Consider the following 18,746-nt stretch of genomic DNA (forward strand, 5'->3'; position numbering starts at 1 on the left):
ATCGCCCTAGCCAAGGCGGTTCCAGCCGCCTAATTCCCGCGCCGTTGAAGCATAGGGGAGAAAAATGGCTACACCGTTACGCATCGCACTTGCCGGCCTGGGGACTGTGGGCGCCGGTGTCATTCGTCTTCTTGAAGCCAATGGCGCATTGATTGAACGGCGCGCCGGGCGTCCGATCCAGATTACGGCGGTCAGCGCCCGCGACCGGACCAAGGATCGCGGCGTCGATCTGTCTCCTTATGCCTGGGAAGATGACATGACGGCCATGGCGGCCCGTGATGATGTCGATGTGGTGGTGGAGCTTGTCGGTGGTTCGGATGGACCTGCGCTGACATTGGCGCGCAATACGCTGCAATCCGGCAAGTCTCTGGTTACTGCGAATAAGGCCATGATTGCGCATCACGGCCTGTCTCTGGCGCAAAGCGCGGAGGCGCAAGGCGTCGCTCTCAAATATGAAGCGGCAGTGGCTGGCGGCATTCCGGTGGTGAAGGGCATGCGCGAAGGCGCGGCCGCGAATGTTATCGAGCGGATTTACGGCATTCTCAACGGCACGTGTAATTATGTGCTTTCGACCATGGAAGATACCGGCCGCGACTTTGACGATGTGCTGAAGGAAGCACAGGACCTCGGCTATGCCGAGGCAGATCCCGGTTTCGATATTGATGGCGTCGACGCAGCGCATAAATTGTCGATCCTGGCATCCATCGCCTTTGGCACGCGGCTTGATTTTCAGGCGGTCGACATGATCGGCATCACGCGTGTTCGCGCGGCGGATATCGCGCAGGCCGCATCGCTGGGCTATGTCATCCGCCTGATCGGTATGGCCGATGTTGATCATGACGATGAAGGTGCCCGCCTGTTGCAGCGCGTGCAGCCTTACCTTGTGCCGCTCGATCATCCGCTGGCCGCAGTTGATGGCCCGACCAATGCGGTGGTGGCAGAGGGCAATTTTGTCGGCCGCCTGCTGTTTCAGGGCGCCGGTGCGGGTGATGGCCCCACCGCCAGCGCGGTGATGGCCGATATTATCGATATCGCGCGCGGCGAGCTGGGCGCGCCCTTCTCGATCCCCGTCGCGGAACTGGAAGAAATGCCGCGTGCTGATGCCGGCCACCGGATCAGCCGTACCTATCTGCGCTTCATCGTCGCGGATCGCCCTGGTGTTCTGGCCGAAATCACGGCCGCAATGCGCGATGCCGGTGTTTCGATAGAAAGCCTGATCCAGAAAGGTGAGCCTGCCAATGGCGATGATGTGCTGGTCGCCATCGTCACGCATGAGGCGCCCGAACATTGCATTACAGAGGCGCTGAAGCTGCTCGAAGGATCGGCCAGCATTACCGAACCGCCTCTGGTCATGCGGCTGCTCGGCTCCTGACCTCGATGACACCGATCGCTATGGTCCCGGTATTTCACCGCGGGCCATGCGATCGGCATCCGAACCCGGTGGTGGCTCGGGCAGCTTGCTGAAATCCACTATATAGGCAGGCGGCGGCGGGCATTTATTCAAAAAGCAGCCCCCGGACATGGTGCCGGGTCCTTTGAAAATCCCGTCCCCCGCCACGTCCGGCGCGCGCGGAATCCCGTCATCAAGCGCTTGCGCTGATCGCGGGTCGGTTGTGCTGGTCGGGTTGACCCTGAAATCCGAATCGTCCTGCGGCAAGGCGCAGACCACCAGTTCGCCGGGTGTTTGCGCCTCGGGGCATTTCGGTTTGGCGAGCTGCGGCGGGCCATAAACTTCCCGAGCCTTGGCGAGTGCATCTTCGGCCGTTGGGCCCGTATTGTCAGCAGCCACAATTTTTGCGGGTGCACTAAGTAATAGCGCAACAACCAAAGCAATTGTGGCCGTTAATCTCGACATCGACTATTCTCCGCCCTAAGCGCTTATCCGTAATGAATTCGGGAGTGAATTGGACATGAATGCTACGCCTTCCACACCAGCCAGCAATATACTTGATCGGGTGCTCGTGCTCGAAATGGTTCGGGTTACCGAAGCAGCCGCTATTGCGGCGTCTAAACTGGTGGGGCGTGGCGATGAAAAAGCAGCCGATGCCGCCGCAGTAGAAGCCATGCGTGAAGCCTTCGACGAGCTTTACATGGATGGCACCGTGGTGATCGGCGAAGGCGAACGCGATGAAGCACCGATGCTGTATATCGGTGAAAAGGTCGGCGGTGCACCTGGCAAGGGGCCGAAGATCGATATCGCTCTCGACCCACTGGAAGGCACCACCATCACGGCGAAGGCCGGCCCCAATGCTCTGGCTGTGCTCGCCGCAGCGGAAGAAGGCTGCCTGCTTAACGCGCCTGATGTCTATATGCAGAAGATCGCAATTGGCCCCGGCTATCCGGAAGGTGTGATCAGCCTGGAAAAAAGCGTCACTGAAAATGTCGAATCCGTCGCGGCGGCCAAAGGGGTGGAGCCTGCCGATATTATCGTCTGCGTACTCGACCGCCCGCGTCACGCGGAAATGATCGAGGAATTGCGCAAGATCGGCTGCGGCATACACCTGATTCCAGATGGTGACGTGGCCGGTGTGATCGCCACTTCGGATGAAGACACCACGATCGATATCTATATGGGCTCGGGCGGCGCGCCTGAAGGCGTGCTGGCGGCGGCGGCCCTGCGTTGTATCGGCGGTCAGTTCAACGGCAAGCTGATCTTCCGCAATGATGATGAGCGTGAACGGGCCCGTAAATGGGGCATTGAAGATCTCGATCGGATCTATCTGCTGAATGATCTGGCCAAGGGCGATTGCATTTTCGCGGCCACCGGCGTGACCGATGGGTCGCTGCTCAAAGGCGTGAAGCGCAAGAACAAGATGATGACGACGGAAAGCGTCGTGATGCGCGCGAGCTCCGGCACGGTGCGCTGGGTGCGCGGCGAACACCGTTACTGAAGACAGCGGGTGCCACCGGAGCCGATAGCTCAGGTGGCACACCCGTGCCAAAAAGGCGGTCTTCGCATTGTCCGGCCACGGCGCAGGTTGCATTCGTGTGACTCTGCGCTAGAGCGCCGGACAGCACCATTTCGCGCGCCGATAAAAGAGGTACTCCGCAATGAAGATCATGGCCGGCAATTCCAATTTGCCGCTCGCCCGGGCGATCGCCGCCTATCTGGAAATGCCGCTGACTGATGCCAGCGTGCGCCGTTTCGCGGATGAGGAGATCTTTGTAGAGATCCTCGACAATGTTCGCGGCGAAGACGTTTTCCTTATTCAGTCCACGTCATTCCCGGCGAATGACAATCTGATGGAATTGCTGATCTGCATCGATGCGCTCAGACGCGCTTCGGCCCGCCGGATCACCGCCGTGGTACCCTATTTCGGCTATGCCCGTCAGGATCGCAAACCCGGCCCCCGCACCCCGATTTCAGCCAAATTGGTAGCCAATCTGATCACCGAAGCTGGGGCAGACCGCGTGTTGTCGGTTGATCTCCATGCCGGGCAGATTCAGGGCTTCTTCGATATTCCAACCGACAATCTCTATGCTGCGCCGACCATGGCCGCCGATATTCAGGCGCGTTATGGCGATGAAGAGCTGATGGTTGTTTCCCCCGATGTTGGCGGCGTTGTGCGCGCCCGCGCCCTTGCGAAGCGACTTGATAATGCGCCTCTGGCCATTGTCGATAAGCGCCGTGAACGTCCCGGCGAATCGGAAGTGATGAATATTATCGGTGACGTGCAGGGCCGTGCCTGCGTGCTGATCGACGATATCATCGATTCGGGCGGCACCTTGTGCAATGCGGCGCAGGCCTTGCTGGATCAGGGGGCAAAGAGCGTTGCAGCTTACATCACGCATGGTGTTCTGTCCGGCGGCGCCGTGGCCCGGATCGACAAATCCGCGCTGAAGGAACTGGTGATTACCGACACCATCCTGCCGACCGAAGCGACGATGCAGAGCGACCGTATCCGCAACCTGACCATCGCCCCGCTGATTGGCGAAGCCGTGCGGCGGATTGCGGATGAAAGTTCGGTTTCCAGCCTGTTCGATTGATCTGTCGGCGCCGGAACCGTTAGCCCTGAGCCGTTGGCTCGGGGCGCGGTCCGGCGGCCGATGACCGCTCAATCATCGCGCCAGGGTGGGCGGTCATCCGGTTCTATCCGGGCCAGTTCCTCCAGTCGCCGTGATTGGCGCGTTTCCAGATTGAGCGTTAAGAGCGGCTTTGCGTGAATGGCGAATTGATGCGGCGTGGCGCCGAAAAATGTCGCGAATTCGCGTATCTGATGGGATTGATCGCAATAGCGGAGCAGGGTCTCTGCTTCTTCCTTGCTATCAGCGACACCGCAAAGCTGTGACGCCAGGTCCAGTGCCCGCGCCCGCCGCAAAACCTGTTTCGGCGTCAGACCAAAATCCCGTTTCACCAACCGTTCCAGTCGCCGGATCCCGACGTCATGCCGATCAGAGAAGTCGGATACGGACAGGTTCGGATTGGCAAAGCAGGCCTGATCAAATGCCGTGCAGAGCGGGTCCGGACGCCGCGCGCCCTTTGCGTCAATCAGCCGGATCAGGGCATTTTCGGCAATCTCCAGCCAATCCTCTGGTGTGCTCCCGGGTTCAAGAGCGCCGGTAAAATCCTGTTGCGCAAGGCCGAATTCCTCCACCGGCAAAATCCGGTCGACGATCTGATCGCTGCGCAACCGGGTTATGGCGTGCAGTGCGCCGGGCCGCAGCCCAATCCCCACCGTTGCAATCGGCCCGGTACAGGTGATGGGCATACGGTGGGAATGCGGGCCGAAGAGGAGGGCCTGTTTCTCATAATGGCCGGTGCCGTCCGCGGTCTCGGCGGTCCACTTGCCCTTCATAAGCATGCGAATATAGGTGATATCATTGCACATGCCGCAGGAGATGAAGGTGTCCTCCGGCGCATCCACTTGAGCCGCGACTAGACGGGCGACCCAAGGCTGTAAATCTGGCGAGGCAGGGCGGTTAATCGACAGTGGCAAACCTGAGTTTGTCTGACCGGTATGCGAAACCAGCGGGCTTTTCACATTACTAGTGTTCGCATCTATTCTATCTGGCATTAACGACCCCCTGCACATCAGTTTAGACAACGCAGACGATTTCGCAAATTGATTAAATCCGTGACACTTTTAGAGGACCGCATTGGCGATAATTCATGGTTTCAAAAAAAGATATTGAACTGGCTGTCTCTCTGGCGGACGCCGCGCGCGAGGCCATTCGCCCTCATTTCCGCAATTTGACGGAAAGTGAGCGCAAGGATGATGCCTCTCCGGTAACGCAGGCGGATAGGGATGCTGAACGCGCCATGCGGACGCTGCTTGAACAAGCGGTGCCCGAAGACGGTATAATAGGCGAGGAATTCGGTGTTACCGAAGGCTCTTCCCGCCGCCAATGGGTGCTGGACCCGATTGATGGCACCACCGCCTTTATGGCGGGGCGGCCGATTTTCGGTACGCTGATCGCGCTGCTGGTTGATGGCTTTCCCCTGCTGGGCATTATCGATCAACCGATATTGGATGAGCGCTGGATAGGTGTCGCCGGGCAGGAAACGACCTTTAACGGCCGCCCTGCCACCACGCGCGCCTGCCGCGAATTGTCCGATGCGACGCTGGCCACCACCGGACCGCATTATTTTGATGAACAGCAGGGTCACCAATTCATGGCTCTGGCCGGGCAAACCGATCATAAGCGCATGGTGATGGGCGGAGATTGTTACAATTACGCCATGCTGGCTTCCGGCCATATCGATGTGATTTGCGAAGCTGGCTTGAAATTATACGATTTTGCCGCGCTGGTCCCGATTGTTGAAGGCGCTGGCGGGGTGATGAGTGACTGGAATGGTGATCCGCTTCATGCCGGGTCTGACGGTCATGTCCTCGCCTTGGGTGACAGTGCGCGGATGGATGATGTGATCGAGGCTCTGGCGCATAGTCATTGAACCGCAAGCGCGAAGGCAGGCTGACAAGCGGTTAGCGCCCGGCATGTTTGCACGCGGTTCCTGAGGAAGGGACACCCATGCGTTTTCTGTTCTTCTATGGCGTCTTGCTGGGCGATGTAGCGCCGCCTGCTGTCAAAACTCTGCTGGCTGATCTCGGGCCGGGTCGCCGGGCCACTGTCACCGGGCGATTATATGCCGCAGGTGACCCGCAGGGGGCCTATCCCGTGCTGGTGGAGGGGACAGGCGAAGTGCAAGGCATGGTGCATGAGGCGGGATCGGTTGATACCGAGGCGCTGGACCGGTTTGAACGGATCGACCCGGATGACCCGGACAAGGGTGAATATCGCCGAATAGAGATGGATGCGGTTTGCGCGGACGGCACGCATTGCGTGGCAGAAGTCTATTTTTACAATCATGCGCTCTCGCCGCAGCTGCGCCCCATTCCGCATGGCGATTTTGCGCGCTTCCTCAAGGAAACCGGGCATCAGCCTTATTCCGGCACCTGACAGCTGAGGGAGCAGGATCGGGGATGGTTGAGGGGCTGCGCTCAATCTGACCGGAGATTATTTATTGTTCAGAGTACCTTATGCATTTTACTCTTCCTTAAGAGCGTGACACTAGCGTGGGAGAAAGGGTGAATTCCACCCATGAATTGCGGAGATGCCTGGCCTTATGTCTGACTATGTTGATCTCAACCATCCAGCGGGGGAAGGTGGCTTCTCTCCTGAATGGGCGGATCAGCGGCAGGCGCCGCGCTTCACGCCTTTAATCCGCACGGCCAAGCTGATTGGCACTTCGGGCGAATATCTCTGCGTGGTACGCGATGCATCCTCCACCGGGATCAGCGTACGCACATTTCACCCCCTGCCTGAAGACACGAACCTGACGCTGGAAATGCCCAATGGCGACCGGCACGAGCTGCAACGTGTCTGGGAAACCGAAGGGAAAGCGGGCTTTGCCTTCGTCGGACCGGTCGACATTGACCGCCTGATTGTGGGGAAAAGCCGTTTTCCAAAGCGCCCCTTGCGGCTGCGTCTGCAGTTGCCAGCCCTGGTTTCTTTCCATGGTGAAACGGCCGGGGTGGTGATTTTGGATATCTCTCAGCAAGGCGCGCGAATCGCCTGTTCGCAACATCTCGCGATTGATCAGCCATTAAGACTGGAGGCGGATTGCCTGCCGGTCATATCGGCCAAGGTTCGCTGGCGTAAAAATGGGGCCTATGGGCTCGTCTTCACCGATACGCTGAAATTCGGCGATCTGGCGAGTGTCGCCGCCGAGATTCAAGCCCCGATCAAGCGCTGAATCGCCTAGCCGGGGTACCGGATCAGGCCGGCCGGAATTTCAGCGCCACACCATTCAGGCAGTAACGCTTGCCAGTCGGTGCCGGGCCATCATTGAACACATGGCCAAGATGGCCGCCGCAATCGGCGCAATGCACTTCGGTACGAGAATAGCCGAGCTTGCGATCGGTCGAGCGACCAATGGCGCCTTTCAGCGGGCGGTAGAAACTGGGCCAGCCCGTGCCGCTGTCATATTTGGTGGTGGAGGGGAACACCGCATTGTCGCAGCCAGCACATAAAAACGTGCCCTTGCGCTTTTCATCGTTCAACGGCGAGCTATAGGGCCGCTCGGTCCCTGCCTGACGTAAAATTCGGAACTGCGCGGGCGACAGGCGCCCCTGCCATTGTGCTTCGGTCAGCTTGACCGGGTAATCGCGCGCATTGGCGGGGGTGCTGCCACAGGCTGCCAGCACCGGCGTAAGCGCTGCCCCGGCCAGAAGGCCGAGTGCTCGTCTGCGGCTGGTGTTCTGAATAAGCATGATCGCAGTTTATCCCCTTGATTCAGAACCTTTCCTTAACAAGGTCCAGAGTCTGCGCCTGCCGGCGTTGCCCGCTTTGCCCTGCGGGGTGCCGCTTTGCATCACCTTGCGGCGGAACAGCCGCGCACCCAGGCGAATAAACAGGGCAACACAGGCGATCTGCCAACACAGGGCCAGCGCATGAGGCCACAATTCCGGCTGCGTCGCCGCGCGCGCGATCATGGCGAAGGGAGAGCTGAGCGGAAAGGCAATGGCGATCCATTCCAGAATATCGCCCTGATGGGCAATGGCCAGACTGGCAAAGAAGAACACCAGCACCTGAAACATGGTGACCGGCATGGATAGCGTCTGTACTTCGCGGACCGTTGTGGCGAGCGAGCCGATGGCGAGAAAGATTGAGCCGAGCAGCAGATAGCCCATCGCGAAATAGATGGTGCCGAGCGCGAAGAATGCTGTCCAGCCAACTGCCGGGGCGGTGATTGCGCCCAGCGCGGACCCGCCCAGCATCAGAATCAGCGCGGCGCAAGACCCCCAGATCGCAATCCCCACCGTGGATATGCCCAGCATGGCGAATAATTTGCCGAGAAACAGCGCATCCATGGGAATGGCGGCGGCCAGAATCTCGATGATCTTATTGCCTTTTTCCTCCACCAGATTGGACAGGACCATGCCGGCCAGCAGCATGATCAGCAGGAAGAGCAGGGTCTGCGCCGCTTGCGCGGTGACCAATCTGTCGCGTGGGCGCTGCGCCGTGTCAGGGGCGGCTGTGGGGGTAAGGGCTAGCTCTGGTAATTTGGGAACCGATGCGGCCGCGGCCCAGCTGCACAACATGGTCAGCGGACCTTTGCTGTTCTCCAGCAAAGCGGGTGAGCCGGCCAGCCCAGGCGATTGCAAACTGCCATAGAGAACCCCGGAAAATTCGCTTCCATGCGCGTCCATGAATTCGCTTGGTGCCATTCCGGCAGGCAGGGCGCCCACTTTGCGCAGGGGAGGGGCAAAATCGTTGAGGGAGGAGGCAAATTGCTCACGTGCCGCGATGACGCGATCGGCGTCGCTTTGCTCCATGGCGACGGCAATGGGGGCTGTGGCCCCACCACCGCGATCAATCGACTGGCCAATGCTTCCTGCCAAGACACCCACAATCAGGGGGAACAGCGGGCCAAGCAGGAAAAACAGAAATGCCCGGCTGGTGAGAATGGCCAGAAAATCGCGCCGCGCGATGACCCATGCGGCGGACCAGAAGCTGAGCCGTCCTGCCGCACCCGTCATGCTGTTTCCCCCGGATGGTTATCTTTCATCGCCTGTGCTGCGGCAGCGCCGGCAATATCGACGAAGGCATCATGCAATCCGGCCCGTTCGATCGAAAGCGATTTGATCCCGGCATCGCTGGCGATCAGAGCTTTCAGCAGATCCTCGACCTCGCCTTCGGGAAGCGAAAAGAGCCAGCTGCGGCCTTCCTTCCTCGCATCGGCTGGCAAGGCGTCACGCCATGGGCCATCGTCGGAACGCGTTTCGAGCTGAACGCGGGGCGGAATACGGTCCCGTGCTGTTTCGACTTTACCGGCAAAGGGCACCTTGCCCCCGGCGATAATCGCTACCTCTTCGCATAGCCGTTCGGCATGGGCGATGACATGGGTGGAAAAGATCACGGTTGTGCCATCGGCCGCAAGATCACGGATCGTGGCCTCCAGACGGCCCTGATTGAGTGCATCCAGCCCGGCAAAGGGTTCATCCAAAAAGACCAGACTGGGCCGGTGGACCAGTGTGCCGAGCAATTGCACGGTTTGCGCCATGCCCTTGGACAGATGCCGTACCTGACGTTCGACAGCGTCCCCCAGGCCATGATTTTCCATCATCTCACGCGCGCGCAGGCGACCTTCCTTCAGCGGTAAGCCGCGCAAGGCCCCCATGAAAGCGATGGCATCGATCGCTTTCATGGAGGGATAGAGGCCGCGCTCTTCGGGCAGATAGCCGATCAGGCGGGAGACATTGCGGGGGTTGCTTTCCCCCAGCACCAGCCTCTCCCCCGCATCGGGATCGATGATGCCCAACAGCATGCGCAGGGTCGTGGTCTTGCCCGCGCCATTGGGCCCAAGAATTCCGTATATCGCGCCGCGCGGCACGGAAATATCGACGCCGTCCACAGCCAGATTGCGGCCGAAACGCTTAACCAGCCCCCGTGCCTCAATGGCGAGTGCGGGGTTGGTTTCCGTCAAAGCATTTCCTTTAGCGGGGTGTCTGTATCCAAAAGTCTTTCAGGTTCGATCTGAGCGCGGGCTTCCACCAGTTTGCGCCCCTGAACGTAATCCTTCATCCTATTGACACAATCGAGCGCAATCACGCGCCCTTCACGCAGATAGATGACGGAAAAGCTGCGCTCTTCCGGATCGCCGCGTAGCACGGTCGTATCATAATTCATGCTCAGCCCGGCCGTCTGCAGCTTCAGATCATACTGGTTGGACCAGAACCACGGCAGTGCATTATAGGGTTCGCTATTGTCGCAGATCGCGCGGGCGGCTGTGGTTGCCATATCATTGGCATTCTGGACGCTTTCCAACCGGATGACCGCGCCTGCGGCATAGGCATTGGCATGGGCGGCGCAGTCTCCGATGGCGAATACATCCTCCAGACTGGTGCGGCAGTATTCGTCCACATCCACGCCATTGGCGCCGCTGGCCCCGGCGGCGATCAGCGCGCCGACCGCCGGTACGATACCGATACCGACCACGACCATGTCGCAGGCAATGGTGGTGCCGTCAGTCAGTTTGACGCCGGTTACCTTTTGGCCATCGCCTTCAAGACAATCCACCAAAGCTTCCAGTCGCAGATCCACGCCGTGGGCACGGTGCTCCCGTTCATAGAAGCGGGAAAGGTCTTCACCCGCCACTCGTGCCAGGACCCGGTCCTGTGCCTCGATCAATGTCACTTCGCATTCGAATTTCGTCAGCACGGCGGCTGCTTCCAGCCCGATGTAACCGCCGCCAATCACGACCACGCGTTTCGCGCCGGCATCCAGTTCCTTCATCATGCGGTCAACATCGGCACGATTGCGCACCGAATGCACACCATCAAGATCGGCGCCGGAACAGGACAGCCGCCGCGGGTCGCCGCCAGCAGCCCAGATCAGCGAGCCATAGGAAATCGTTTCGCCAGAGGCGGTGGAGATTTCCTTGGCAATCGGATCGACCGCAGTGACCGCATTGGAAAGCCTTAGTTCCACATTCTTGTCCGCCCAGAACTTCTCCGGACGGATCATGATGCGTTCAAAAGTCTTGTCGCGCGCCAGATATTCCTTGGACAAAGGGGGCCGTTCATAAGGCGGGTGAGGATCGCGCCCGATCATCATGATCGACCCCTCAAAACCTTGCTGACGAAGGGCAATCGCGGCCTGGGCTCCCCCATGACCGGTGCCGACGATAAGGACATCTGCTTGGCTCATGGGAGAGTGGATTGGCGGAAAACCGCTTATCGTCAAGGGCGGATTAGCTTTTCAGCAGGTTTCGCGCCTGACTGGCTATTTGTGCCAGCATCGCCGGGCTGACCGGAGAGGAGGATTGCGCGCGGTTAATCATGCTGCGGAAGTGCTTTATTCCCGCGTCATGACTTTCCGCCCATACATCCAGTGCAAAAGCAGGATCGGAGCCCGCATCCTTGCGCTGCGCCAGGATTTCGAGAAAGTCGAAGCGCATTTGCTGGAAATCGCGCGCGAGCCCGGCGACCAGCAGCCGTTCCCACGGATCGGACGGGTCCATCAGGGCCGCCTTGCCCTGGGCCCAGTCGAGCGCGAGCCGTTCACCCAATTCGGTGAAGCTGACGGTCAGGCGCTCCGCAGGAATGCCGGTATCGCGCGACAGGCGGGCCAGACCGATAGCCCCATCAAGCTTGAAGAGTTCCGCAACCCGGGTGGCGAGATCCTGCGGCGCTTTTTGTTCGCTGAGCCGGGTAATGATGGCTTCGGCATGATCGGATGCTGCCTTGGAAATCAGGGCATTCACCTCGGCTTTCAATTCGCCGACGGCGGGTGAAAGCTGTTCGATCAGTTCGTGCGAGGGTACATCACCCGCACCGGCACGGATCAGATCAGCCATATGGCCGCGCAGTGCCAATGCGGCAAGATCGAACAATTCAAGCCGGGCCGGCTCGGACATGTCGGCTGTTTCCAGATCATGCCACAGGCTGGGCATGTCAAAGATGCGGCTGGCGCACAGGAATGCAGCCCCGACTTTGGACAGGCTGGCGCCTTCTTCTTCCGCCAGTTCGAACGGCTGGACCAGCCCCATGCGATTGATGACCTGATTGGCGATAGTCGTCGCCACGATTTCATCGCGCAGCTGGTGGTTGATGATCTGCTGGCGGAACCGGTCCTGCATCGCGGACGGGAAATCGGCCAGCAGCAGGGGCACGGCGGAGGGATCTTCGCTGATCCCGCTACCTTCCAGTGCTGCTTGCAAGGCCAGTTTTGCGCTGGAAAGCAGGATGGCAAGTTCCGGCCGTGTCAGGCCGCGATCATCACTGGCCCGGCGTGACAGCGTTTCGGCGTCAGCCAGCCCTTCGGTGCGTCGGTCGAGATCGCCAATTTCCTCCAGCGTTTCGATCAAACGCATCTGCGCAGGGATGGCGCGGGCGCCCCCTTGTTCGGCGATGGACAAGGCCAGTGCCTGCAACCGGTTGTCTTCCAGCACCAGCTGGGACACGTCCTCGGTCATCTCCTCAAGGAAGGCGTTCCGATCATCATCGCTAAGTGATTCCTTGCGCTGTGCTGCGGCCAGCGCGATCTTGATATTCACTTCATTATCGGAGCAATCCACCCCGGCGGAATTGTCGATGAAATCAGCGTTAATTCGCCCGCCTTGCAGTGCGAATTCAATACGCCCGGCCTGCGTCACGCCCAGATTGGCGCCTTCGCCGACCACTTTCACGTTCAGATCACGCCCATTGATCCGCAATGAGTCATTGGTGGGGTCGCCGACTTCGATATTGTTCTGATAGGCGGCCTTCACATAGGTGCCGATTCCACCAAACCAGAGCAGATCAACCTGAGCCTTCAATATGGCTGAGATCAGGCTGTCGGGGTCGAGTTCCGTCGCCTCAATGCCCAGCAAGGTACGGATTTCCTCGCTCAGCGGGATCTGTTTCATACTGCGCGCAAATGCGCCGCCGCCGCTGGAAATCAGGCTTTCGTCATAATCCGCCCAGCTCGAACGCGGCAGGTCGAACAGGCGCTTGCGTTCCTCCCAGCTGGCGGCGGGATCGGGATCGGGATCGAGGAAGATATGGCGGTGGTCAAAGGCCGCCACCAGCTTGATCGATTTGGAAAGCAGCATGCCATTGCCGAACACGTCGCCCGACATGTCGCCGCAGCCGATCACGCGGACCGGGTCCTTCTGCACATCGACGCCCATTTCCAGGAAATGGCGCTGTACCGAAATCCAGGCACCCCGGGCGGTGATTCCCATCGCCTTATGGTCATATCCATGGCTGCCGCCGCTGGCGAAAGCATCGTCCAGCCAGAAATCGCGCTCTGCCGCGATGGCATTGGCGACATCGGAGAAGCTGGCCGTGCCCTTATCGGCTGCGACCACGAAATAGGGATCTTCGCCGTCCAGGATCACCACATTGTCAGGATGCACCACGGCGTCATCGACAATATTGTCCGTGATCGACAACAGGCTGCGGATGAAGATCTGGTAACTGGCCTTGCCTTCGGCGGCCCAGCCATCGCGATCGGTGGAGGGATCGGGCAGCAATTTGGGATAGAAGCCGCCTTTCGCGCCGGTCGGCACAATCACGGCATTCTTCACGCGCTGCGCTTTCATCAATCCCAGCACTTCGGTGCGGAAATCGTCCCGGCGGTCCGACCAGCGCAGCCCGCCGCGTGCCACGGGGCCGGCCCGTAAATGGATGCCCTCAACCCGGCGCGAATAGACGAAGATTTCCCGCCATGGCACGGGCTTTGGCAAGTTGGGGACTTCCGGTGAATTCAGTTTGAAGGCGAGTGCTTCATTGCCTGCCGGAGCAAAGGCATTGGTGCGCAGCACGGCCTTGATGACTGCGCGGTAAAGCCGGAGCAAACGGTCATCATTGATCGCGGCAACGTGGCTCAACCCGTCGCGGACAGCTTCTTCTGCCTGTTCGCAGGCCTGTTCGCGGTCTCCGTCAAATTCCGGGTCGTGCCGTGCACGCAGCAGATCTGTCAGAGCGCGGGTGACATTCTTTGCGCTGCTCAGTGCATCCACCACCGTATAGATGGTGAAGCCCATTCCGGTCTGCCGCAAATAGCGATAGATCGCGCGCAGCCAGTTTGCTTCCTCGGCCTTCAGTGCCGTGTCGATCACCAGACGGTTGAAGACGTCATCTTCGCTGGTGCCATTGATCACCGCGCTGATGGCGTTTTCGATTGCCTGATCGCGGTGGAGCAATTCCGTGGCATCATCGCTATCGGCCATCGACAGGCGGAAATCGTGGATGGTACCAATCGTACCGTTCTGCAATTCCGTCGGCACTTCAGCGAGTACGCGGAAGCCGAAGTTTTCCAGCGCTGGCACGGCGTCGGACAGCGGCATGGAGCCTTCTGCCTGATAGATTTTCAACCGTAATTCGTGAGCGGCATCATTTTTGAGCCGGTAAAGACGGGCGTCGCGTTTGAGCGGCAGTGCTTCACTATCCGTACCCAAGCGCCGCATCCGCTCAATATCGCGCGCCGCTTCGGCCGGGCCGTAGGTGGTGCGATAGGAGGCCGGGAAACTGTCGGCATAACGGTGCGCCAATGCCGCAGCGCGGCCGCTTTCCGTCACCGCGATCAGCTCATGCTCGACCGCTTCGGTCCAGCCGCGCAGCATATCCTGCAGCTGATGGTCGATGGCGGCTTCGTCATAGTCTTTTTCGACATTCCGGATATCGAGCACATAGCGCAGCATGGCCAGCGATCCGCCTTCGACCACCAGGCTCCAATCAAGAGTCCGCGCGCCGGTTTCCTGTTCCAGCAGAGCCTGCACCTGAAGCCGGACAGTGGTGGAAAGCATATCGCGCGGCAACCAGACGAAGCCGAAGATATGCCGCTGCAATGGCGCCTCAACCAGGGCCAGTTTGGGGCGCGGGCGATCCACCAGGCTCATCATGGTGGTAGCGACGCGGGCAATATCGTCATCGGGGAAGCCGATAACCAGATCATGCGGCAAGGTGGTCAGCGCATGAATCAAGGCCTTGGCGTCATGGCTGTCCGCCTGAAAGCCCAGATCTTTCCGGATCCGTTCCAATTGCCCGCGCAGCCATGGCACGTTGGAAGGGCGCATGGCGAGGGCCGCACTGGTCCACAGGCCGGCATGGATCGACAGGGCCGTAATCTCCCCATCTTGCGTCACGGGGATGATGAACAGGTCTATCGGTGCGCGCCGGTGAACCTGTGCACCCTGATTCGCCTTGATGATGAGCGGGGCGTGCTGATCGCGTCCAGGGCCATCATCGAACCATGCAAAGGCACGGGCGAGGCTTTCTTCCGCCAGCAGGCTATTCGTGCTGGCGCGGCATATGCCCATACTCTCGCTTTGCGATCCGTCGCGCTGGCGCGTGACATGGCCGAGCTGCGTCATCTGCCCATCGCTCAGCCATTTCAGCAAGGCGGCGCCTTCTTCACTGGCGATGCTGCTGGCGTCCTGCATCAGCCGGTCACGCATTGCCCCCCAATCTTCGACCGCCGCAGCAATGTCGTCGAGTGTGGAAAGCAACCCGCTGCGCAAGGCGGCGCGTTCCTTGGCATCCAGACGCGGCGTTTCCATATAGATCATGGATTCGCGCAAGGAGCTTTCCTCTTCGGAAATGCTGGTGAGCTGGCCATTTGCATCCCGCTCCACCATCAGAACAGGATGCAATAACCGATCAACCGGCGCGCCTTGTTCCGCCACCAGAGCAGTGCAGGAATCGACCAGAAACGGCATGTCGTCATTGATGATGGCAATGCGCGTGACGCGGCGTTCATCCTGCGCGCTGCGGATCAATATGGCCGGTTTGCCTGGCTCACGTATGCGCGCGGCTTCAAGCAGAAAGTGGGAGGCGTTTTCCAGTGGCCCGTCGTCCAGCGCGGTTTCACCGGGGAGCAGCGAATTGCAGATTTTCTCCGACAGCTCACCCGCCAGGGCGCGCTCGGCCGGGCTCAGCTGGGTGTCTTCAGTTTCGCGATCCTGCATATCCGCCATATTTGCCTCTCTTATTATGCCTGCCTTATGCAAGCGGCTCGCAGCGCAGAGCGTTCCACCGGCAGCGCTGAAATAATTTTGCGCCACTCTATCCGATAATTCTGGAAGAGCCAGAGCCGCTGCATATCAAACCTCAGCCCGCATGGCCTCCATGGTCAGCGACAGCGAATGGCGGCGCGCGGCGGGGTCGAATGTGGCACCAGACAGAATGAGTTCGTCCGCCTGTGTGCGGTCCAGAAAGGCGCCGATGTGTTTCCTCACCGTGGCGGGGGAGCCGACCGCCCGGGCCACATCCATTCCTGCCAGCATGGCCTGCGCCGGTCCGGGCAGCGAATCGCGGTAACCGGGGACGGGCAGTGGAAGCTTGCCCGGATCACCACTGCGCAAGCGGACAAAGGACTGATCGCCCGATGATGCCAGCAATTGAGCCTCCGCATCACTTTCAGCGGTAATCACTGTCATCGCGGCCATCGCATGGGGTTTATCCAGCTGTGCCGAAGGGCGGAATTCCTGGCGGTAGGTCTTGAGCGCTTCATCGAGATGCGCGGGCGCGAAATGGCTCGCAAAGGCATAAGGCAGACCGAGCCGGGCGGCCAGTTGCGCGCCGAAGAGGCTGGAGCCGAGCATCCACATCTCGACATTCGATCCAAGGCCCGGCGTTGCCTTGATGGGCAGATCGATATCGCCGGTGAGCAAGGCGCGCAGTTCCACGACATCCTGCGGGAAGCTCTCGGCCGAACGCATCAGATCCTTGCGCAGCGCCTGCGCAATCCGTCCGCCCGCACCGGGAGCGCGGCCCAGGCCCAGATCAACCCGCCCGGGAAACAGCGCCTCCAGCGTGCCGAATTGTTCGGCAATCACGAAGGGGTTGTGATTGGGCAGCATGATCCCGCCGGAACCGATGCGAATAGTGCTGGTGACATGGCCGATATGGGACAGGGCAACCGCCGTGGCACCGCCGGCAATGCCCTCGGTGGCGTGATGTTCGGCCACCCAGAAGCGTTTATAACCTTGCTCCTCGGCCGTCTGTGCCAGCTTGCCGGCCTCCAACAAGGCGCCGGAAACGTCACTGCCTTCGCGGACGGGGATGAGGTCGAGAACGGAAAAGGGGGTCATTACGGCGTCTCCTTCATTTGAGACAAATAGGTGCGGGCGGTGGCGGCCTGTTCGCTGTCTGAGTCGAGCGCGATGACCGATTCCCAGCTTGCCCGTGCGGCCTCACTGTCACCGGCCAGCATGGCGATAACGCCTGCCTCCAAGCCGATTCGCGGGTCTTGCGGGGCAAGGCCCGCGGCGGTGCGGATCTGCATCTGGGCATCTTCCAGCCTGTCTTCACGCCGGGAAAGCGTTGCCGAAAGCAGCCATGCTTCGGAATTTTGTGCGGCATCCTGCCGGGCCGTTGCCAGCGCCTGCCGCGCTTCGTCCATTCGGCCCAGCCCGACCAGGGTCCGTGCCCGGTCCACTTCGATGCCGCCGCTTACCATCGGATCACCGGTCAGCGCGGCATCGCGCAAGGCCAGATCGAGCGTGCCCAGCGCATCCTCCAGCCGATTGTCGGCCAGCGCTGCATTGCCTGCCATGGCGGCCAGTTTTGCTCGGCTGAGATGGTTATCTTCCAGCCGGGCATTGCGCGCCATCATGAAGGAATCTTCTGCCGCCTGCCAACGTAGCAGGCTGGTATAGGCCATACCCAGACATTGCTGCGGATAGCTGCGCTCCGGCCCGACGACTTCGGCCAGCCAGGTGGAGGCGGTGACGATGGCGGTTGCCGGATCCTGCCGCGCTTCTTCCAGGCAAACGGTCAGCCGGTCGCGTTCGATTGTGGCCGGGCTGGACATCGCAGTTTGGCTGGATGGGACCGGAAGATCCGGTGTGGTTCCTTGCGCGGCCGTCTGCAGGAACAGCGGCAGCAGCGCGGCGGAAATGAGGGGTGTCAGGGGCATGCAATAGGGTCCTGTCTCAGCGGAGCGCCTCCACAGTGCGCAGCAACAGGGCAATATCCTCTTCGCGCGAGAGACGGTGATCCCCGCGCTTGACGAGAGTGACCTGCACATCGTCTGAACGCAGGCGGGACGCCAGACGTAGCGAGATTTCCGGTGGCACTACGTCGTCATCCTGCCCATGCAGCAGACGCACCCGGCAATCGGCTTCGATGATGCCGCGCAATTGCTTTACCCGTTCGCCATCCTGCCAGAACCCGGCATGGGTCGGCGTCGGCTCGGGGCCATAGGGATTATCGCGCAGCAGTGTTTCACCGCCTTGCATGATGGCTTTTTCCTCTGCGGTGAAACCCCATTCGGTAAAATCGGGGGCCGCGGCAATGCCGACCATGCCCGCAACACGGCCCGGCAACATGCGCGCCACCAGCAGCATCAGCCATCCGCCCATGGAGGACCCGACCAGAATGACAGAGCCGATAATTCGCTGCTCCACCAATGACAGCACTTCTTCGCGCCAACGGGACAAGGTCCCCTCGGCAAAATCGCCATTGCTGCGGCCGCAGCCCGAATAATCGAGTAGCAGACATTCGCGCCCTTCGCGCACCGCCCAGTCAAACAGGGCCGTGGCTTTGCTGCCTTCCATGTCGCTCATATATCCGGGCAGGAAAATCAGCGCAGGGCCGGTGCCTTTGATATGACGGAAGGCTATTCTGCGCCCATCGGCCATCTCGTGAAATTGAATGTCAGCCATATAGGGATAGTGGGAAGTGGCGCGCCTATGCACAAGTGGCTGGTGCAAGTGATCGGTTGGCCGGTTGGACCCAAGTCCCGTCGCCCGCCCAGATAAATGTGTCCGAATTTAAGACAGCCTCCGCGGGGCTTGTCAGAAAGCCTTGCAGAGT

At 60.2% G+C, this 18,746-nt stretch carries 16 protein-coding genes; 6 read left to right on the forward strand and 10 right to left on the reverse strand.

From position 1 onward, the window contains the following. Positions 1-64: 64 nt before the first annotated feature. Positions 65-1,372 carry a homoserine dehydrogenase gene (locus GRI91_RS08410; protein WP_160736200.1) on the forward strand — a complete coding sequence of 436 codons (1,308 nt, stop codon included), beginning with the start codon at positions 65-67 and terminating at the stop codon, positions 1,370-1,372. A gap of 18 nt (positions 1,373-1,390) precedes the next feature. On the opposite strand, the gene GRI91_RS08415 is transcribed toward GRI91_RS08410, so the two are convergent. After that, positions 1,391-1,789, reverse strand: coding sequence for a hypothetical protein (locus tag GRI91_RS08415; protein WP_160736201.1), 399 nt, complete (start codon positions 1,787-1,789; stop codon positions 1,391-1,393). A 121-nt stretch (positions 1,790-1,910) separates the two neighbouring features. Here GRI91_RS08415 and glpX point away from each other — a divergent pair, with 121 nt between their 5' ends. Together glpX and GRI91_RS08425 are read left to right on the forward strand one after the other, a co-directional pair. Beyond that, the gene (gene glpX / locus GRI91_RS08420) at positions 1,911-2,891 is read left to right on the forward strand and encodes a class II fructose-bisphosphatase (protein ID WP_160736202.1); all 981 of its coding nucleotides are present in this window, start codon (positions 1,911-1,913) and stop codon (positions 2,889-2,891) included. A 160-nt stretch (positions 2,892-3,051) separates the two neighbouring features. Then, the gene (locus GRI91_RS08425; protein WP_160736203.1) at positions 3,052-3,987 is read left to right on the forward strand and encodes a ribose-phosphate pyrophosphokinase; all 936 of its coding nucleotides are present in this window, start codon (positions 3,052-3,054) and stop codon (positions 3,985-3,987) included. Positions 3,988-4,055: 68 nt separating this feature from the next. Here the strand turns inward: GRI91_RS08425 and GRI91_RS08430 are convergent, their stop codons facing one another. Next, positions 4,056-5,033, reverse strand: coding sequence for a helix-turn-helix domain-containing protein (locus tag GRI91_RS08430; RefSeq protein ID WP_337190348.1), 978 nt, complete (start codon positions 5,031-5,033; stop codon positions 4,056-4,058). Between the two features lie 77 nt (positions 5,034-5,110). On the opposite strand from GRI91_RS08430, the gene hisN reads away from it, so the two are divergent. The 3 genes from hisN to GRI91_RS08445 all read left to right on the forward strand — a co-directional run bounded on the left by hisN (position 5,111) and on the right by GRI91_RS08445 (position 7,195). Further along, positions 5,111-5,893: a histidinol-phosphatase gene (hisN, locus tag GRI91_RS08435; RefSeq protein ID WP_160736205.1), complete on the forward strand. Its 783-nt coding sequence runs from the start codon at positions 5,111-5,113 to the stop codon at positions 5,891-5,893. Between the two features lie 77 nt (positions 5,894-5,970). Then, a complete protein-coding gene (locus GRI91_RS08440) occupies positions 5,971-6,399 on the forward strand; it encodes a gamma-glutamylcyclotransferase family protein (protein ID WP_160736206.1) in 429 nt (142 codons plus the stop codon). Positions 6,400-6,565: 166 nt separating this feature from the next. Continuing rightward, positions 6,566-7,195, forward strand: coding sequence for a PilZ domain-containing protein (locus GRI91_RS08445; protein ID WP_160736207.1), 630 nt, complete (start codon positions 6,566-6,568; stop codon positions 7,193-7,195). Positions 7,196-7,217: 22 nt separating this feature from the next. On the opposite strand, the gene msrB is transcribed toward GRI91_RS08445, so the two are convergent. The 8 genes from msrB to GRI91_RS08485 form a co-directional block, all read right to left on the reverse strand. Next, positions 7,218-7,712 (reverse strand): peptide-methionine (R)-S-oxide reductase MsrB, encoded by a 495-nt coding sequence (gene msrB / locus GRI91_RS08450; RefSeq protein WP_160736208.1) that lies wholly within the window; start codon positions 7,710-7,712, stop codon positions 7,218-7,220. Between the two features lie 9 nt (positions 7,713-7,721). Further along, the gene (locus GRI91_RS08455) at positions 7,722-8,981 is read right to left on the reverse strand and encodes an ABC transporter permease (protein WP_160736209.1); all 1,260 of its coding nucleotides are present in this window, start codon (positions 8,979-8,981) and stop codon (positions 7,722-7,724) included. Continuing rightward, positions 8,978-9,928 carry an ABC transporter ATP-binding protein gene (locus tag GRI91_RS08460; RefSeq protein WP_160736210.1) on the reverse strand — a complete coding sequence of 317 codons (951 nt, stop codon included), beginning with the start codon at positions 9,926-9,928 and terminating at the stop codon, positions 8,978-8,980. The genes GRI91_RS08455 and GRI91_RS08460 overlap by 4 nt, the downstream gene beginning before the upstream one ends. Then, positions 9,925-11,151, reverse strand: coding sequence for an NAD(P)/FAD-dependent oxidoreductase (locus GRI91_RS08465; protein ID WP_160736211.1), 1,227 nt, complete (start codon positions 11,149-11,151; stop codon positions 9,925-9,927). Before GRI91_RS08465 ends, GRI91_RS08460 begins: the two co-directional genes overlap by 4 nt. 43 nt (positions 11,152-11,194) lie before the next feature. Next, positions 11,195-15,895, reverse strand: coding sequence for an NAD-glutamate dehydrogenase (locus GRI91_RS08470; protein ID WP_237437774.1), 4,701 nt, complete (start codon positions 15,893-15,895; stop codon positions 11,195-11,197). A 135-nt stretch (positions 15,896-16,030) separates the two neighbouring features. Beyond that, positions 16,031-17,020, reverse strand: coding sequence for an LLM class flavin-dependent oxidoreductase (locus tag GRI91_RS08475; RefSeq protein WP_160736213.1), 990 nt, complete (start codon positions 17,018-17,020; stop codon positions 16,031-16,033). After that, positions 17,020-17,847 carry a tetratricopeptide repeat protein gene (locus GRI91_RS08480; protein WP_160736214.1) on the reverse strand — a complete coding sequence of 276 codons (828 nt, stop codon included), beginning with the start codon at positions 17,845-17,847 and terminating at the stop codon, positions 17,020-17,022. Before GRI91_RS08480 ends, GRI91_RS08475 begins: the two co-directional genes overlap by 1 nt. 16 nt (positions 17,848-17,863) lie before the next feature. Next, positions 17,864-18,595 carry an alpha/beta fold hydrolase gene (locus tag GRI91_RS08485; RefSeq protein WP_160736215.1) on the reverse strand — a complete coding sequence of 244 codons (732 nt, stop codon included), beginning with the start codon at positions 18,593-18,595 and terminating at the stop codon, positions 17,864-17,866. Between the last annotated feature and the right edge of the window lie 151 nt (positions 18,596-18,746).

The sequence above is a fragment of the Altericroceibacterium endophyticum genome (genome assembly GCF_009827595.1).
In the GTDB taxonomy this organism is placed as follows: domain Bacteria; phylum Pseudomonadota; class Alphaproteobacteria; order Sphingomonadales; family Sphingomonadaceae; genus Altericroceibacterium; species Altericroceibacterium endophyticum.

What these genes read in the sequence shown, in the direction of transcription:
- GRI91_RS08475 (WP_160736213.1), bottom strand. Translation starts at nt 17,020, where the DNA reads ATGACCCCCTTTTCCGTTCTCGACCTCATCCCCGTCCGCGAAGGCAGT.
- hisN (WP_160736205.1), top strand. Translation starts at nt 5,111, where the DNA reads ATGGTTTCAAAAAAAGATATTGAACTGGCTGTCTCTCTGGCGGACGCC.
- GRI91_RS08485 (WP_160736215.1), bottom strand. Translation starts at nt 18,595, where the DNA reads ATGGCTGACATTCAATTTCACGAGATGGCCGATGGGCGCAGAATAGCC.
- GRI91_RS08455 (WP_160736209.1), bottom strand. Translation starts at nt 8,981, where the DNA reads ATGACGGGTGCGGCAGGACGGCTCAGCTTCTGGTCCGCCGCATGGGTC.
- GRI91_RS08445 (WP_160736207.1), top strand. Translation starts at nt 6,566, where the DNA reads ATGTCTGACTATGTTGATCTCAACCATCCAGCGGGGGAAGGTGGCTTC.
- GRI91_RS08440 (WP_160736206.1), top strand. Translation starts at nt 5,971, where the DNA reads ATGCGTTTTCTGTTCTTCTATGGCGTCTTGCTGGGCGATGTAGCGCCG.
- GRI91_RS08430 (WP_337190348.1), bottom strand. Translation starts at nt 5,033, where the DNA reads ATGTGCAGGGGGTCGTTAATGCCAGATAGAATAGATGCGAACACTAGT.
- GRI91_RS08470 (WP_237437774.1), bottom strand. Translation starts at nt 15,895, where the DNA reads ATGCAGGATCGCGAAACTGAAGACACCCAGCTGAGCCCGGCCGAGCGC.
- GRI91_RS08410 (WP_160736200.1), top strand. Translation starts at nt 65, where the DNA reads ATGGCTACACCGTTACGCATCGCACTTGCCGGCCTGGGGACTGTGGGC.
- GRI91_RS08480 (WP_160736214.1), bottom strand. Translation starts at nt 17,847, where the DNA reads ATGCCCCTGACACCCCTCATTTCCGCCGCGCTGCTGCCGCTGTTCCTG.
- GRI91_RS08465 (WP_160736211.1), bottom strand. Translation starts at nt 11,151, where the DNA reads ATGAGCCAAGCAGATGTCCTTATCGTCGGCACCGGTCATGGGGGAGCC.
- glpX (WP_160736202.1), top strand. Translation starts at nt 1,911, where the DNA reads ATGAATGCTACGCCTTCCACACCAGCCAGCAATATACTTGATCGGGTG.
- msrB (WP_160736208.1), bottom strand. Translation starts at nt 7,712, where the DNA reads ATGCTTATTCAGAACACCAGCCGCAGACGAGCACTCGGCCTTCTGGCC.
- GRI91_RS08425 (WP_160736203.1), top strand. Translation starts at nt 3,052, where the DNA reads ATGAAGATCATGGCCGGCAATTCCAATTTGCCGCTCGCCCGGGCGATC.